The organism is Pseudomonas sp. MYb2 (assembly GCF_002979955.1).
GTDB lineage: Bacteria > Pseudomonadota > Gammaproteobacteria > Pseudomonadales > Pseudomonadaceae > Aquipseudomonas.
The window spans coordinates 308,064-324,316 of record NZ_PCQC01000007.1 but is presented as its reverse complement, the minus strand read 5'-3'; the positions used below and the strand labels follow the sequence as shown (position 1 = coordinate 324,316).

Below are 16,253 nucleotides of genomic sequence, written 5' to 3'. Positions count from 1 at the left end.
GCCGAGAGTTGTCGCTGAATGTTGTGGTTTATAGAGTGAAAAATCCTGCCCAAGGCTTTTTATACTGCACGCCCCGCTGATCTTGCAGGTTTTGTCCTACAAGACGCGTCTGCCCACGAGGCAAGCGCGGTTTCACAGCAGCCAAGGCTTATCGGTCGAGGCTTCGACACTCGGTGGTCATATCCAATAACAAGACGAGGTTGCACCCCCATGCCAGTCGGCAATCACCTGCCTCACGGCGAAACCGCTCAGGGCGGTCCGCTCAAACGCGAACTCGGCGAACGGCATATTCGCTTGATGGCGCTCGGCGCCTGTATCGGTGTCGGTCTGTTTCTAGGCTCGGCCAAGGCCATCGAAATGGCCGGCCCGGCGATCATGATTTCCTACATCCTTGGTGGCCTGGCGATCCTGGTAATCATGCGCGCCCTCGGCGAGATGGCTGTGCACAACCCGGTGGCCGGTTCGTTCAGCCGTTACGCGCAAGACTATCTCGGCCCGTTGGCCGGCTTCCTCACTGGCTGGAACTACTGGTTCCTGTGGCTGGTGACCTGCGTCGCGGAAATCACTGCGGTGGCGGTGTACATGGGCATCTGGTTCCCCGATGTACCGCGCTGGATCTGGGCCCTCGCGGCGCTGGTCAGCATGGGCTCGATCAACCTGATCGCGGTGAAGGCCTTCGGTGAGTTCGAATTCTGGTTCGCCCTGATCAAGATCGTCACGATCATCGCCATGGTCATTGGCGGGGTCGGCATTATTGCTTTCGGCTTCGGCAATGACGGCGTGGCGCTGGGCATCTCCAACCTGTGGGCCCATGGCGGCTTCATGCCCAACGGCGTGACCGGTGTGCTGATGTCCTTGCAAATGGTCATGTTCGCCTACCTCGGCGTCGAGATGATCGGCCTGACCGCCGGTGAAGCCAAGAACCCGCAGAAGACCATTCCCGATGCGATCGGCTCGGTGTTCTGGCGGATTCTGCTGTTCTACGTCGGTGCGTTGTTCGTGATCCTTTCGATCTATCCGTGGAATGAAATCGGCACCCAGGGCAGCCCGTTTGTGATGACCTTCGAGCGTCTGGGCATCAAGACCGCCGCCGGCATCATCAACTTCGTGGTGATCACCGCCGCGCTGTCGTCGTGCAACGGCGGCATTTTCAGCACCGGGCGCATGCTCTATAGCCTGGCGCAGAACGGTCAGGCGCCGGCCGGTTTCGCCAAAACCTCCAACAACGGTGTGCCGCGTCGTGCGCTGCTGTTGTCGATCGCGGTATTGCTCCTGGGCGTAATGCTCAACTATCTGGTGCCGGAAAAAGTCTTCGTCTGGGTGACTTCGATTGCCACCTTCGGTGCGATCTGGACCTGGGTGATGATCCTGCTGGCTCAGCTGAAATTCCGCAAAGGCCTGAGCGCCAGCGAGCGTGCCGGCCTCAAATACAAGATGTGGCTGTACCCGGTGAGCTCGTACTTCGCACTGGCATTTCTGGTGCTGGTGGTCGGCCTGATGGCGTACTTCCCGGACACCCGCGTGGCGCTGTATATCGGCCCGGCGTTCCTGGTCCTGCTGACGGTGTTGTTCTATGTGTTCAAGTTGCAACCGACCGGTGATTCGCAAGTTGCGGCGCGCTCGGCTTCGTAAGTTGTAGACGCTGAAATCAAAGCCCCGGTCGCAAGGTCGGGGCTTTTTTGTGGGCGAGCCGTACTGTTTTTTCGCTTTGTACTGTTTCGCAACCGTGAGGTATGAAGCGCCAGCCTGTCGAACAGACTGACGCTTTTCAGCTTATGCTGCGGCGATTTCGTTTGGCTCGAAACTGTCCGCCCGCGCCATCTGCCACATCCGCGAATAAAATTCGCCGTTCACCTCTCCAGTGAGCAACTCCCCCGGTTTGAGGAACACGTGCAGCTGCGAGAACAGTTTGATTTCAGTCGCCGACATGCGCCGCACCAGATGTTTGGCCGACAGTTGTGATGGATGTTCAAGACCTGCGGCGGCCAGCATTTCCGCCAAGGCTTTCAATGTGCTGCGATGGAAATTGAACACACGCTGCGCCTTGTCCGGAACCACCAGCGCACGCTGGCGCAAAGCGTCCTGAGTGGCGACGCCGGTCGGGCATTTGTTGGTGTGGCAGCTTTGTGACTGGATGCAGCCGATCGCGAACATGAAGCCGCGTGCGGAGTTGGCCCAGTCTGCGCCGATGGCCAGCACGCTGGCGATGTCGAAGGCACTGACGATCTTGCCGCTGGCGCCGAGCTTGATCTTGTCGCGCAGATTCAGGCCGACCAGGGTGTTGTGCACGAACAGCAGGCCTTCGCGCATCGGTACGCCGATGTGGTCGGTGAACTCCACCGGTGCGGCGCCGGTGCCGCCTTCCTTGCCGTCGACGACAATGAAATCCGGAAGGATGCCGGTTTCCAGCATGGCCTTGGCGATGCCCATGAATTCCCACGGATGGCCGAGGCAGAACTTGAAACCCACCGGTTTGCCGCCAGACAGTTCACGCAGTTCCTGGATGAAATGCATCATCTCGATCGGCGTGGAAAACGCGCTGTGGCGTGACGGCGACACACAGTCTTCGCCCATCATGATGCCGCGAGTCTCGGCGATTTCCCTGGTGACTTTATGCTTGGGCAGGATGCCGCCGTGGCCGGGTTTGGCACCCTGGCTCATCTTGATTTCGATCATTCGCACTTGTGGATTCTGTGCCTGGGTGGCGAAGCGTTCCGGGTCGAAACGGCCATCGCTGGTGCGGCAACCGAAGTAGCCGCTGCCCAGTTCCCAGGTCAGGTCGCCGCCGTGTTCGCGGTGATACGGGCTGATGCTGCCTTCGCCGGTATCGTGGGCGAAATTGCCGAGTTTCGCGCCTTGGTTGAGTGCACGGATCGCGTTGGCACTCAGCGAGCCGAAGCTCATCGCCGAGATGTTGAACACCGATGCCGAGTACGGCTGCGTGCATTGCGGACCGCCGACGGTGACGCGGAAACTGCTCGGATCGCTCAGCGGCGCCGGGCGCATCGAGTGGCCGATGAATTCAAAGCCCGCCTGGTAGACATCGATCAGTGTGCCGAAGGGCTTGTCGGCGCTTTCGTTTTTCGCGCGCGAATAGACCAGCGAGCGCTGGGCTCGGGAGAAGGGCAAGGCGTCGCTGTCGGATTCGAGCAAGTATTGGCGGATCTCGGGGCGGATGCCTTCAACCAGATAGCGGATGTTGCCGAGGATCGGGTAGTTGCGTCGCACTGCGTGGGGGCTTTGCAACAGGTCGAACACGCCGAGCAGGCTCAGCACGCCGGTGACGACGGTGATCGGCCACAGCCAGTCATGTTCGAGAAAAGGCAGGCTGGCGAGGGTGAAAATCACGCAGACGGCAAAGAAGGCGTAGCGGCTCAGGAGTGACAGGCTCATACGGTTTCCTTGGTTCGGACTCGGAATAATCAGCGAAGATTGAGGAATAAACACATTCCCCTGTAGGAGTGAGCCTGCTCGCGATAGCGGTATATCAGCTACAAATGATTTGACTGACCCGACGCTATCGCGAGCAGGCTCACTCCTACATAGAGAAACTTCACCAAACGATCAGGCGTTTTGCGCCTGAAGAAAAATCGAAAACAGCTCGGACTGGGATTTGATTCCCAGCTTGCTGTACATGTGTTTCTTATGAACTTTCACGGTTTCTACGGAGATTTCCAGCTTACGGGCGATTTCTTTACTGGAGCAACCGCTGAGCATCAGGCGGCCTACATCCAGCTCGCGGGCGGTCAGTTGCGCGCCCTTGAGTTGCTGCACCGACGCTTCCAGTTGCACGCGCCAGTCTGCCTGCGCAGGTGCGGCGGCGAGCGCCACGGTTTCGTTGATTTCATAGGGTAGCCGCTGGCGTAGCAGGCCGAGCACCCACGGCTGAATCAGTGACAGCAGGGCGATCTGCTCAGAGGTAAAACGCTGTTCGCTGCCCAGCGACAGGCACAACGTGCGCTCGCCTTCGAGCTGGCAATTGAACTGGATTTCGTCGGCCACGACATTCAGACGAAAGTATCGCTGGTAATACTCGGTCAGCTCGAAATGCTCCGGGGCGACCTCCGACAGGCGATACAAACCGGTGCGCGATTGCTCGCGGCAGGCAATGTAAAACGGGTCGAGCAGATACAGACCGCGCAAATAATCCTGAAACAACTGATCAGGACTGCCGTCCTCACCGGGGCATTCGGCAAAGACCTGCGGGTGCTGATCGGCACTGAACAGCAGCGCGACCCAGCTATCGAACGGCACGTACTGATCCAGCAGGCGCACCAGTTGCGCCCAGAAATTCGGTTTGTCGAGCGCGTCGATCAGTTGTCCGACGGCGCGGTGCCAGGTGATGTCGTCAAACGAAAGTGTCATGCAACTACCCCTATCGGGTTACCCCGGCCGCGTGATTCCCTGGCCGGCTGCTTGCTGCGCATACTGGCCCACAGACAGCCACCGGGCAATCTTTCAGCGCCCGACGCTCATAACAAGGAATTCTCATGAAAGTCGAACTCGCCCAACTGGCGGGCCGTGACAATGCCACGGCATACAACCTCGAACGCGCCTTGGCGGCGATTGCCGCGTGCGCTGCCGATACGCAACTGATCGTGTTCCCGGAAACCCACTTGATGGGCTTCCCGACTGCCGAGACTGTCGCGCAAACCGCTGAACCGCTGGATGGCCCGACCGTCAGCGCGGTGTTGGCCGCAGCGCGCGAACGCAATATTGCCGTGGTAATCGGCATGGCCGAGAACGACAACGGGCGCTTCTTCAACACCACGTTGTTGATCACGCCTGAAGGCATCGCCCTGAAATACCGCAAGACGCATCTGTGGGCGTCGGATCGCGGTGTGTTCGAGGCCGGCGACCGCTACGCCACCTGCGAGTGGAACGGGGTGCGCGTCGGCCTGTTGATCTGCTACGACATCGAGTTCCCGGAAACCGCGCGTGCCCTGGCGCAACTGGGCGTCGAGTTGCTTGTCGTGACCAACGGCAACATGGACCCGTACGCGCCGACGCACCGCACCGCGATCATGGCGCGCGCGCAAGAGAATCAGGCCTTTGCGTTGATGGTCAACCGCGTGGAGGCGGGGGATGACGGTTTGGTGTTTGCAGGTGGCAGTGCGCTGGTCGATCCGCTGGGGACGTTGCTGTTCGAGGCCGGACGGGAAGAAGGGCAGTTCAGTGTTGAGCTGGATTTCGACCGGTTAGAGATTGCACGCAGGGATTATCGCTATCTCGATGATCAGCGTTTGAAGTTGCCGGGGGAGGTGGAGGAGCGTGGCGATGGTGTTCGTGAGTTGTTGATTCCACGCCGTTGACCGATGCCCTCACCCTAACCCTCTCCCAGGGGGAGAGGGGACTGACCGAGTTGATTGTCCGAGGTACGCCGACCTGAAATACCGAGTCGCACTCAGGTTTTACCCGATCGTTCCCACGCTCTGCGTGGGAATGCAGCCCGGGACGCTCCGCGTCCCAAGAGCGGACGCAGAGCGTCCATTGAGGCATTCCCACGCAGAGCGTGGGAACGATCAGACACCAGAACAATAAAACACACCCGAAAACATTCGCCGAACCCGGCTCTGCCATAAATCCAATAAAATTCGGAGTAAGTCGCTCATGGCTCGTTTGCAACGCACCCTGTCATTAGGGTCGGTGGTGCTGTTCGGCATCGCCTATATGACGCCGATCATTGTCCTCGGCACTTTCGGTATTCTTGCGCAATCCACCGCTGGCATGGTGCCGGCCGCCTACCTGGCCGCGCTGGTGGCGATGTTCTTCACCGCCATGAGCTACGGGCGCATGGCTGCCGCATTCCCGGTCGCCGGTTCGGCTTACAGTTACGTACGCAAGGCGATCAGCCCGAAACTCGGCTTCATCGCTGGTTGGGCGGTGCTGCTCGATTACCTGTTCCTGCCGATGGCGATCTGGCTGATCGGCGCAGCCTATCTGGCGTCGGCGTTCCCCTCGATTCCGCAGTGGATCTGGGTGCTGGCGTTCATCGGCATCACCAGTACGATCAACATCGTCGGCCTGAAACTGGCCAACGGCATCAACGCCTTGTTGATGCTGGTGCAGTTCCTCGTACTGATCGCGTTCGTCGCGCTCTGCGTGCACTACATCGGCGGCGATGCGAGCACGCCGCTGTGGTCGAGCAAGCCGTTCTTCAACGGCGACATGCAGATGCCACTGATCATGAGCGGCGCGGCGATTGCCTGTTATTCGTTCCTGGGTTTTGACGCGGTCAGCACGCTGACGGAAGAAACCCGTGATCCGCGACGCACCATTCCCCGGGCGATCATGTTGATCACCTTGATCGGCGGATTGATCTTTGTGAGCGTGTCGTACTTTGTGCAGATCGCGCATCCGTCGTTGCAGTTCGACAGTGTCGACTCGGCAGCTTACGAGATTGCCCGCAATATTGGCGGCGATCTGTTCGTGTCGATTTTCCTCATCGGTCTGATCGTCGGCCAATTCGCCTCCGGTCTTTCCGCCCAGGCCAGCGGTTCACGACTGTTGTTCGCCATGGGCCGTGACGGGGTGTTACCGAAGTCGTTTTTCGGCACCCTGCACGCGCGCTTCGGTACGCCGGTCAACAGCATCCTGCTCTGTGCGGTGGTGGCGCTACTGGCGCTGAAACTCGACGTGACCACGTCTACCTCATTCATCAATTTCGGCGCGTTCCTCGCGTTCAGCCTGGTCAACCTGTCGGTGATCTTCCATTACTGGATCGCTGGCGAGAACAAAGGCCCGCGTGAGCTGGTGCTGTTTCTGATCTTCCCGTTCATCGGTCTGGTCGCGGACTTGTGGCTGATGGTCAGCCTCGATCATCTGGCGCTCTATCTGGGGCTGAGCTGGCTGGCCATTGGCGTGGTGTATCTGGCGATACTCACCGGCGGCTTCCGTCGCCAGCCTCCGGAAATGGATTTCCAGGAAGCGACCTGAGATCGTCGGCAACCGCTTTGCGCACAAACGGCGGGCATGTGATGCTTGCCGTTTTTGCGAAGGCTTTCTCTGTCATGTCGACTTTTTCCGCACAAACGCCTGCCCTGATCCGCATCGCCGCCGCGCTGTTGCTTAACACTGACGGCCAGACACTGTTGGTGCGCAAGCGCGGCACTACGGCATTCATGCAGCCGGGCGGCAAGATCGAAGCGCACGAGTTGCCGGTGCATGCGCTGGCACGTGAGCTGGAAGAGGAATTGGGTTTGCAGATCGATTCGGCGCAAGCGACGTTTCTCGGCCAGTTTTCCGCCCCCGCCGCCAACGAGCCGGGATTCGTTGTACAAGCAGAGATCTTCCAACTGACCATCGATGCTGAGGTCACACCGGCAGCAGAAATCGAAGAGGTGATCTGGGTCGATCCTGCCACTGATCCAGCCGTCGAGCTGGCGCCATTGACACGCGACCTGATCCTGCCGTTTTATCGCCAATCATTGACGGCCATCGCCTGATCATCCTCGCAAAGGACTTTGCCATGATCCCGCTTCAAGACGTGCTGATCTTCGCCGCTGCAGCCTTGTTGATGGTGCTGACACCGGGGCCGAACATGATCTACCTGATCTCGCGTTCGATCTGTCAGGGACGCAGGGCCGGGATCACGTCGTTGTTGGGTGTGGTGGCGGGTTTCTTTGTGCATCTGTTTGCCGCGGCGGTCGGGTTGACTGCAGTGTTCCTCGCGGTGCCGATGGCTTATGAAGTGTTGAAGTGGGCCGGTGCGCTGTACCTGCTGTGGCTGGTCTGGCAAGCGGTGAAACCCGGCGCGCGTTCCCCGTTCGAGGCACAGCAGTTGCCGCCGGACTCGTCGCGCAAACTGATCACCATGGGTTTCCTCACCAGCGCGCTGAACCCGAAAATCGCCGTGTTCTACCTCTCGGTGTTTCCGCAGTTCATCACGCCTGAGCACGGTTCAGTGTTCACTCAAAGCATCATCCTCGGCCTGACCCAGATCAGTGTCAGTTTCAGCGTCAACCTGCTGATTGCGTTGTTCGCGGCAGGCATTGCGTCGTGGTTCGTGCGTAACCCGACGTGGCTGGCGATGCAGCGTTACGTCATGGGTTTTGTCCTCGGCGGCCTCGCTGTGCGGCTGATGCTTGAGCAACGCAGGACGGCTTGAACATGTGGATAGAACGGCTGGACGCCAGTCACGCCCTGGCTTATCGCGAGCTGATGCTTGAGGCTTATGACCGGCATCCGCAGGCTTTCACTTCCAGTGTGCGTGAGCGCGCAGTGATGCCGTTGAGCTGGTGGGAAGGGCGCCTGACCAGCAAGCTTGACGTTGTGCTGGGCGCTTTCGAGGGGGGCCGGCTGGCCGGCATTGTCGGTCTCGCCTTCGAGCCGCGCGAGAAAGCCCGACATAAAGCCACTTTGTTCGGCATGTACGTCTCGGCCGACTTCCGCGAGCATGGCCTGGGATTCGAACTGGTCCAGGCGGCACTGGCCGAAGCGCAAAACCACCCGGCATTGAAAGTTGTCCAACTGACCGTAACCGCCGGCAACGGCGCCGCCTGCAAACTCTATCAGCGCTGCGGCTTCATCCAGTTCGGCCTGGAACCGCTGGCGGTGCGGGTCGGTGAAGATTACTTCGATAAGATCCACATGTGGCGCCAACTCTGACTCCTGCAGTAAAGGCTTCAGCGAACTGCGCTGACACCGTCCAGGGTCGAAAACGAAGTGTCCTTGGCTGTCAGCAGGAAATCGCGCATGTACGGCGCATCGAGCATGTCCGCACGAATCGCCGCGTACAGCGTGGCAAACAGGCCTTTCTCGCCCAGGCGCTTGGCCTTTACGTAACCACGCGAGCTGTACTCATGCAGCGCCCAGTGCGGCATGCCGCAGACGCCACGGCCGCTGGCAACCAGTTGCATCATCATCACCGTCAGCTCGGAAGTGCGTACCTGTGCAGGCTCGATGTCGGCCGGTTCAAGGAAACGGGTGAAGATGTCCAGGCGATCGCGCTCCACCGGGTAGGTGATCAGGGTTTCGCTGAGCAAGTCTTCGGGGACGATGTACGGTTTGCTCGCCAATGCGTGTTGATTGGCTACCGCGAGCATGGCTTCGTAGGTGAACAGCGGCACGTAGGTGATGCCGGCGATTTCCAGTGGATCGGAGGTTACCACCAGATCCAGATCGCCACGGGCCAGTGCCGGTAGCGGGGCGAAGGAAAAACCCGAGGCCAGATCGAGTTCGACTTCCGGCCACGCGTCGCGGAACTGGTCGATGGTCGGCATCAGCCACTGAAAGCAGCTGTGGCATTCGATGGCCATGTGCAGGCGCCCGGCAGTGCCACCCGCCAGACGGCTGATGTCACGTTCGGCGGCGCGCAGCAGCGGCAGTGTCGCGTCAGCCAGTTGCAGCAAGCGCAAACCGGCGCTGGTGAAACGCACCGGTTTGGTCTTGCGGACGAACAATGGCATGCCCAGACGTTCCTCCAGTTCCTTGAACTGGTGAGACAGCGCCGATTGGGTCAGGTGCAAGCGGTCAGCGGCGTCGACCAGGCTGTCGGCTTCGCGCAGGGCGTGCAGGGTTTTCAGATGACGGATTTCAAGCACTGCAGGCTCCATGAAACAAATTTGTGATGATAGTGATTGCGGTGAGTTTGTCTCATGTTGGTGTAGCTGTCGACCAGCATGACTTTCTGCATGTCCGGGGTTTATGGCAGCGGAGCACTGGTAATGCTCCGCTGCTTTTACCTACAGCTTTGAAAAGTGCCGAATGCCCAGCGCTCTACCGACATCGCCACGCCAGATCGCTTCGACCTGCGCGCCACTCGCGGCCTGCGCCTGCTGCCATTGCAGACCAAGGTTGCGCTGCTCGGGCAGTTTCAAATGAGCTTTGACGAAGTCTTCGAAAGGGACCTTGTCCGAGGTGTAGTGAAAGTGCGCATACCAAAGCGCGCGTGGCGGATTGGTGCTCAGATCGCGCACCTCGTACTCCTGGAGAAAGTCTTTGCGCCCGTCGGGTCGTTTGCCCAGTGCGCGCAGTGTGCCCTCCTTGCGGATATCGACCTTTTTCTGTTGCAGCAGATAGTCCAGATATCCCTCGGTAGGTGTTCTGCTGCGCAGTGACTGGTCGATGCGCAACGTACGGCCGAGGCTTAACAACTCCTGAGCCTTGTCCTGCAATTGCACGACCAGCGGCTCGTCTGGCGAGAGCCGCGCGATGGCATTCGCACGGGTACTCAGTTCTGTCGATTCACTGCCGAACATGTGTTCCAGATCGATTGGCAGCATGTCCTGGCGCGCGTAACCGGTGACTTTGCTGTTATAGGCGGGTACGGCGGCGAGACGCTTGCGGGCTTCGCTCAGCAGGGGTTGTACGTTGGTTGGCAAGGATTGAGCAGAGGCCGCAGGTTGCGCGTCCAGATGGTACTTGCCGCTCGAACGCGGCAGCCAGGTTTCCCGGTAACCGTCGATGCTTTCGATGGTGAAACGCTTTTGCCGGGTCCCGGCATCAATACTTTCGATACCGATCAGCAATTGGTTGTCCTCGGTTTCAAACAATTGCTTGCCGCCCGCTTCTTTGGGCTTGATCGGCGGACGTTGCTTGATCGCTTGACGGGCATGCTGTTCAACCTGGGTCAGACCGTCGAGAAACGCCTTGACCTGCTCGAGATCCAGGTGCTGCGGATAACCCAGTGACCACGCGTTCAACTGACGTCGAAAGCTTGCGTAGATTTCCAGGCAGTCCTCGATCACACGGTTGCGTTGGGCAAGGCTGGCATGTACTTCAGGTAAATGATGCTGCGTCAGCAGAGCACGTCCGACCTTGACCCGGGCGTCTTTGAGTTGCACGTGAAAGTAGACCCAGGACAGGTCGTCGACCGCCTCGTAGTGGGTAATGATCTCCAGAATGTGCGCGGTTCTCAGGTAATAGTGCGTGGTTTCGCCAAACCGTTGGTTGAGTGGCGCGAGCTCCGCTGCCATTCTGGCTTTATGCGCCCGGTTAGTGATGCGGCTTTGCCAGAGATTGGCCTGTTCGATAAATCCGTGCTGGTGATCGAACTCCTTGAGGAAGTTTTTGCGCACGACTTTGCGTTGGGCCATGAGACTTATATGGGCTGTAGTGTTATCGACGGGTGTCGCGTCAGACTGCGCAACGAGTGCGTCGACACTGTTCAGATGTTCCAGCAGGCGTTGGCGGGAAATGGCGGCGCGCTGTAATGACCGATCAACCTGCGCCCATGCGCAGCGACTCTGAATGTCTTCGAGCAACAGGCGTTTTCTACCGTGACTCAGCGGCAGTAGTTCGGCAACATTCTGGTATAGCACCTGGGCCAGTTCGATATCGTTGAGACAGGCTGCGTCAACCGTCGCTTCCAGAGATTGACGCTCGGCAATGGGCAGTTGCCGGTAACGTTCCAGAAGTTGGTTGGAGCTGCGCGTCTGGGTATCAAGGCGCCGGGTGTAGGCATCGACGGTGTTGGTCAGAGTCAGTTGCCTGCGCAGTTGGCGATCGGTCCACCAACGTGGCAGCCACTGACGGATGGATTCGGGCCAGAGCGGGTCGAGGCCATTGGCCAAATGCCCGATGGCCGCGCCACCGCCGGCACCGCCGCCGTCCATCAACGTGCCATGCACGGCGTAATGGGTGTTCCATTGACCGGCCTCATCAAGGGCGATCGGCTGTTTATAGGTGCGCGCCCACGTGCCATAGAGCCTCCAGCCGCGTGGGGCGTCGTGCAACTCAATGCGGTAGATGCGCCCCTGACGCACCATGAAATCCCCATCGGGATGGCGATAGACTTTGCGATAAATGCCGTGGCTATCGGTTCGCAGACCCGTCAGGGAAATCTCGAATTCATACTCGTAGCCCTTGAAGCGATCAAGTGACTGGCGCGCCCATTGCCATGAGGTCGGCGTGGCACCGGATTTTGTTGTCAATGCTGTACCGCGGCGCTGGCGTGGTATCAGGCGGGCGGCGGCGGGTACCGAGATCGTCGCTGGGAGAATATCCATGGCGGCATCGATCAGGGACAGCAACACCGATTCGACTTCCGCCAGACCATGCCCGATGTCTCCGCGTAGAAACGCCGCAACCGCGAGGTTGGCGCTGTTCCACGCGTCATACAGGGCGACCGAGGCACCAATGAATGGCAGCATGCCCACGGCCATTTTCAGGTAGTTGAACAGCGTGCCGGACTTCAGTGCGCATGTTTCCAGATACAAGGCGTCATTGGAGCGAGAACTGCTGCGATGAGCTTCCAGCATTCGGCCCATGTGCACATTGAGCAAGTGCGTGGCCAGTGACGTCGAGGTTGGCCAGGCCAGCCCGGTGCCGATCAGCGCGTGGAAATTGCGCAGTTGCGCCTCATTGATCCGGCTGACATGGCTGGCAAAATCGCCGCTCAAGGTGCGCCCGGCCAGATAGTTGACCATGCGCGCGTCTACGCAACGTTTGAACAGATCCAGACGTGCCTCTTCCAGCGTGGCGTACTGGCGCAGGAAAATCCCGTCGGTGCTGTCCGGTAAATACAGCAGGGTCAGGCCACTGACCTGTTCGACGATGAACGTCACCCCGGCCAGGGTGCTCGGCCCCTGTCGGGCGGTGTCCGCGCCGCCGACGGTCAGATGTGCAGGCAACAGCACGATACGTTGGCCCTTGACGCTATATGCTTCCCGCGTCGAGGCATCGATGGCAATCTTCAGCAGCGCGTATCCGGCGCTGTCGATATGCCGTTGCAGTACGGCGAATTCGCCTTGCAGCATGAGCATCAACCGCCATGGCTCGCTCAGGCATTCGCGCCGATACGCCAGGTCGAACGCTGATTCGTCGGGCATCCCAAGAAAGGTCTGGCGAATAAGTGTTTCATAACCTCCGGCCAGGTCCAGATCGGTTAATGAGCTGCGCAAATAGGCCGGAGTCAATCCGCTTTCCACCGCTTTTCGATCCTGCTCATCTTCGGCGCTGACCTTGACCCGCAGGAATGACAGTCGCCACCACATCGCCTGGTCTATGTTGTCCTGCGCCAGTTCCTCGAGGGCCAGTTCGCTGCGCCGGGTACTCGCCATCAGCGTGTTGCGTTGCGGTGTGCCAGGGGCTGCGCCGTCGATCAAGGTTTTCCGCCATTCGGTGCTATCGGGCAGATCCAGCATCACGGACACGCTTCGCTTGAGCGCGAAATCCTTGCGCAGTCGAGCGTCAAGGCGCTTTTTGCTGAAGGCGGGGCGAGCGGGCAGATCACGCTCGAGCAAGGCATGACAACGCTGCATGGCGTTGAGGTAGTCACGGATCAACGTTTTGATACGCGCGCGCTGTGCGTTGTCGAGGTTGTCCAGCCAGGACGGCAGGTTGCCGGCGAGTGCGGCGGTGCGTTCCTGTTCGAGGCGATAGGCATACGCCAGTTCGCGTGCCTGTGACAGGGGCACGGTCAAGCGTGTGAGATGTTGTTCGCGTAGTTGCTCCATTGCTGCCGCACGTTCGCTGGCACGGGAGGGCAGTGGATTTTCACGGATGACGGTTGCTGCCTGCTGCTCGCATTGGAACAGCTGCCGTTCAAGTACCCACACGAGCGGATCGCCGCTGATTGGCGTCAGTTGCAACAGCAACTCCCGATCATTGGCCGAGTGCTTGAACACCTTTTGTTCCAGCGCCTGACGTGAGCTGAAGCGCTGCAATCCGCCGGACTGCCCGGGCCAATACAGCAGCAGGCTTTCAGTGGCACCCGGCTCCAGCGCAAAAGGCGCAGCGATGACCAGCACACCGTTCAGATCCTCTCCCATCGGTTGGTCATCTGCCGCTGCCGCCAAAGTCACACGGGCAAATACTGTTTCCTGATGGAGCAGCGGACGCTCGGGTGCCTCGAGCAAGGCAATGATCCGCCGGTGTTCATCGACGGAGAGCTGATTGAGCGTCAGTTGCAGTTCGACTTCTGCACGCAACCCGCGTAACCGGGCCTGATGCAGGACGTGGTAATGGGCATTGGTGGCGTGGCGCAGCTCAAGCATTTTCAGTGGCGCGCGGTGGTCGAGCAACGCTGACGCCGCGTTATGGCTGGCGTTTTGCGCCTCGCTCAAGGCGTCGAACTGTTGCGTCAGTTTCTGCCGTAACGGGGTGTTCAGGCTGGCTGCCACGGCATCGCCCAGCAACTGTTCGAGGGCTTTCTGCTCAAGGGCCAAAGCTTGGCTGCGCTGGCTGAAAGGAATGTCGGGGTTCAGCAGACCGAACAGGGTCGGGTCGTCGACAGGCTCTGCTTCATCGGGAGTTGGCAAGGGTGGTTCGGCGATCAGGCTCGACAAGTCGGGCGATGCGGGTGAAAGGCGCGCATCGGCTGGCAGGTTGAAAAGTGTTTCAAGGTTACTCCCGAGTGGGTCGTGATCGAGCGCGACCTCCACCACTGTCGCTGCTTTCAGCTGCGGCGGCGGGCTGTGTTTCTGGCAATGTCCGATCAGCCAGCGCTGCAGATCGGCGTGTTGCCTGAAGAGACTCAAGGCTGGCGAGTATGAAGGCAGATACAACAGATGACAGCCGGGCGAATCATTGCCAATGCGCAATAGCAATGCACCCGGCAACGAGACGTGGCTGTCATCGGCACGTTTGAGCTGAAGCTGCGCGATATGCACGTCGGGTGTGACCGCTGTTGAAGGATCGACGGCCGCCGATAGTGTCTGCAATTGTCCGATGCTGATCATCCCTTCTGCACAAGCGATCTGGCTGGCCGCCTCGAAGTGCTGACGGTAGATGCGCAGGGCCTGATCCCGGCGCGACAGTGGTGTGCCGGTTGCACGCAGGCTCCAGTCGCGGTCGCTGCCGGTCGGAAACCGGGCCATGAGGTCCAGCCACTGGCGGTGACAGTCGCGCAGACGTGCGCCAGCGCTCAGGTAAAGGTTTTGATCGAGGTTCGACCGTAGAGGCTGGTCCAGGCCGAAGTCGGCCGTAGAAGGGGTATCGGACATGCGACAGGCTCCAGAAAACATGAAGGCCGGCTTATCCCGGTCTTCATGCCATTAGAGGCGAGCCGTCACTGGCATCTGCGGTACATAGTTATCGCTTTTTGCCGCGATCGTTTCAGGAGATGTCGAGGTCACGCGGGGCTGTCGTGAGCATGCGTGCATGACCATTCGGCAAACTTCATCAAACTGTCACGCAACTGTGGCAGCGCGCTCGAACAAACTTCATCAGACTCGCGCTCTACTGGGGTTCTGCGTTTCGGTGTTTTTCATGCGTTTATTTTTCCTGTTGGCCGCGCTGATGTTCGGCCTGCCGTCGATGGCGGCTTCGCGTTGCGATGTCAATGTACCGACCGAACGGGTCGACCTGGCGCAAGTGAGCCTGGCCTACCAGAGCATCGGCCGTGCATCGGATCCGGCGTTGCTATTGGTAATGGGCCTTGGCGGGCAGTTGATCCACTGGCCGGATGAAGTCGTGGCGGCTCTGTGTCAGCAGGGCTTTCGGGTGATCCGCTACGACAACCGCGATGTCGGTCTGTCGACCTGGCGCCAGGCACCGGCCGAGGCCAACCTGACGTTTGAAGTGCTGCGCTACAAACTCGGTTTGCCGGTGGCGGCGCCCTACAGCCTGACCGACATGGCCGACGATGCGTTGGGTTTGATGGATGCGCTGCACGTCGAGCAGTTTCATGTGCTGGGTGCCAGCATGGGCGGGATGATCGCCCAGCACATGGCCGCGATGGCGCCGCAGCGAGTCGAGAGTCTGACGCTGATCATGACCACTTCCGGCGCCGAAGGGTTGCCGGCACCGAGCGCGGCGCTGGTGCAATTGCTGTCGCGACGCGGCGCACCGAATCGGCAGGCAGCGCTGGAGCAGCAGGCTGATTTGTTGGCAGCACTGGGTAGCCCGGCGGTCAGTGACGATCGGCAAGCATTGCTGCAACAGGCGGCGGCGTCCTACGACCGCGCGTTCAATCCTGAGGGCGTGAAGCGGCAGATCATGGCGATCCTCGCCGAACCGAGCCGGGTAGCGCTGCTCAATCAGTTGCGGCTGCCGACGCTGGTGGTGCATGGCACGGCGGATCCATTGCTGCCGGTGATGCATGGCGTGCATCTGGCGGCGCACATTCGCGGCAGTCAGTTGAAGCTGATTCCGGGGCTGGCGCATCGTTTTCAGGAGGCGTTCAAGGAGCCGTTGCTGGCGGCGGTGCTGCCGTACTTGCAGGCGCATCGGGAAGACACATCGCACTGGGCGCAGATTGAGCCGGTGGTGGGCGGGAATTTGCTGTAACCGAGGGGGTTTTGGCGTTGGTAGTTGCCCCTTCGCGAGCAGGCTCGCTCCCACATTTGGAATGCGTCCCCCTGTGGGAGCGA

11 protein-coding genes are annotated in these 16,253 nt (G+C 59.9%); 7 read left to right on the top strand and 4 right to left on the bottom strand.

Going from position 1 to position 16,253, the window contains the following annotated elements:
- Positions 1 to 210: 210 nt before the first annotated feature.
- On the top strand, positions 211 to 1,632 hold the full coding sequence (locus tag CQ009_RS14950) for an amino acid permease (RefSeq protein WP_105707158.1): 1,422 nt from the start codon (positions 211 to 213) through the stop codon (positions 1,630 to 1,632).
- A 141-nt stretch (positions 1,633 to 1,773) separates the two neighbouring features.
- Here the strand turns inward: CQ009_RS14950 and CQ009_RS14945 are convergent, their stop codons facing one another.
- A complete protein-coding gene (locus tag CQ009_RS14945) occupies positions 1,774 to 3,393 on the bottom strand; it encodes an FMN-binding glutamate synthase family protein (RefSeq protein WP_105707156.1) in 1,620 nt (539 codons plus the stop codon).
- Between the two features lie 171 nt (positions 3,394 to 3,564).
- Entirely contained in the window at positions 3,565 to 4,365 is an 801-nt protein-coding gene (locus CQ009_RS14940; protein ID WP_105707153.1) for a LuxR C-terminal-related transcriptional regulator, read from the bottom strand.
- Between the two features lie 125 nt (positions 4,366 to 4,490).
- On the opposite strand from CQ009_RS14940, the gene CQ009_RS14935 reads away from it, so the two are divergent.
- The 5 genes from CQ009_RS14935 (at position 4,491) to CQ009_RS14915 (ending at position 8,607) form a co-directional block, all read left to right on the top strand.
- Positions 4,491 to 5,312, top strand: coding sequence for a carbon-nitrogen hydrolase family protein (locus CQ009_RS14935; RefSeq protein ID WP_105707151.1), 822 nt, complete (start codon positions 4,491 to 4,493; stop codon positions 5,310 to 5,312).
- A gap of 298 nt (positions 5,313 to 5,610) precedes the next feature.
- Positions 5,611 to 6,936: an APC family permease gene (locus CQ009_RS14930; RefSeq protein ID WP_105707149.1), complete on the top strand. Its 1,326-nt coding sequence runs from the start codon at positions 5,611 to 5,613 to the stop codon at positions 6,934 to 6,936.
- A gap of 74 nt (positions 6,937 to 7,010) precedes the next feature.
- Positions 7,011 to 7,445 (top strand): NUDIX domain-containing protein, encoded by a 435-nt coding sequence (locus CQ009_RS14925; RefSeq protein WP_105707147.1) that lies wholly within the window; start codon positions 7,011 to 7,013, stop codon positions 7,443 to 7,445.
- 23 nt (positions 7,446 to 7,468) lie between these two features.
- Positions 7,469 to 8,107, top strand: a complete 639-nt coding sequence (locus CQ009_RS14920; RefSeq protein ID WP_105707145.1) for a LysE family translocator — start codon at positions 7,469 to 7,471, stop codon at positions 8,105 to 8,107.
- A 2-nt stretch (positions 8,108 to 8,109) separates the two neighbouring features.
- A complete protein-coding gene (locus CQ009_RS14915) occupies positions 8,110 to 8,607 on the top strand; it encodes a GNAT family N-acetyltransferase (protein WP_064391994.1) in 498 nt (165 codons plus the stop codon).
- A gap of 17 nt (positions 8,608 to 8,624) precedes the next feature.
- On the opposite strand, the gene metR is transcribed toward CQ009_RS14915, so the two are convergent.
- Positions 8,625 to 9,542 (bottom strand): transcriptional regulator MetR, encoded by a 918-nt coding sequence (metR, locus tag CQ009_RS14910; RefSeq protein ID WP_064391992.1) that lies wholly within the window; start codon positions 9,540 to 9,542, stop codon positions 8,625 to 8,627.
- A 141-nt stretch (positions 9,543 to 9,683) separates the two neighbouring features.
- Complete coding sequence (locus CQ009_RS14905; protein WP_105707143.1) at positions 9,684 to 14,885, bottom strand: dermonecrotic toxin domain-containing protein; 5,202 nt, start codon at positions 14,883 to 14,885, stop codon at positions 9,684 to 9,686.
- A 265-nt stretch (positions 14,886 to 15,150) separates the two neighbouring features.
- Here CQ009_RS14905 and CQ009_RS14900 point away from each other — a divergent pair, with 265 nt between their 5' ends.
- Positions 15,151 to 16,170, top strand: a complete 1,020-nt coding sequence (locus CQ009_RS14900; RefSeq protein WP_105707141.1) for an alpha/beta fold hydrolase — start codon at positions 15,151 to 15,153, stop codon at positions 16,168 to 16,170.
- The last annotated feature ends 83 nt before the right edge of the window (positions 16,171 to 16,253 follow it).

What these genes read in the sequence shown, in the direction of transcription:
- CQ009_RS14950 (WP_105707158.1), top strand. Translation starts at nt 211, where the DNA reads ATGCCAGTCGGCAATCACCTGCCTCACGGCGAAACCGCTCAGGGCGGT.
- CQ009_RS14945 (WP_105707156.1), bottom strand. Translation starts at nt 3,393, where the DNA reads ATGAGCCTGTCACTCCTGAGCCGCTACGCCTTCTTTGCCGTCTGCGTG.
- CQ009_RS14940 (WP_105707153.1), bottom strand. Translation starts at nt 4,365, where the DNA reads ATGACACTTTCGTTTGACGACATCACCTGGCACCGCGCCGTCGGACAA.
- CQ009_RS14935 (WP_105707151.1), top strand. Translation starts at nt 4,491, where the DNA reads ATGAAAGTCGAACTCGCCCAACTGGCGGGCCGTGACAATGCCACGGCA.
- CQ009_RS14930 (WP_105707149.1), top strand. Translation starts at nt 5,611, where the DNA reads ATGGCTCGTTTGCAACGCACCCTGTCATTAGGGTCGGTGGTGCTGTTC.
- CQ009_RS14925 (WP_105707147.1), top strand. Translation starts at nt 7,011, where the DNA reads ATGTCGACTTTTTCCGCACAAACGCCTGCCCTGATCCGCATCGCCGCC.
- CQ009_RS14920 (WP_105707145.1), top strand. Translation starts at nt 7,469, where the DNA reads ATGATCCCGCTTCAAGACGTGCTGATCTTCGCCGCTGCAGCCTTGTTG.
- CQ009_RS14915 (WP_064391994.1), top strand. Translation starts at nt 8,110, where the DNA reads ATGTGGATAGAACGGCTGGACGCCAGTCACGCCCTGGCTTATCGCGAG.
- CQ009_RS14905 (WP_105707143.1), bottom strand. Translation starts at nt 14,885, where the DNA reads ATGTCCGATACCCCTTCTACGGCCGACTTCGGCCTGGACCAGCCTCTA.
- CQ009_RS14900 (WP_105707141.1), top strand. Translation starts at nt 15,151, where the DNA reads ATGCGTTTATTTTTCCTGTTGGCCGCGCTGATGTTCGGCCTGCCGTCG.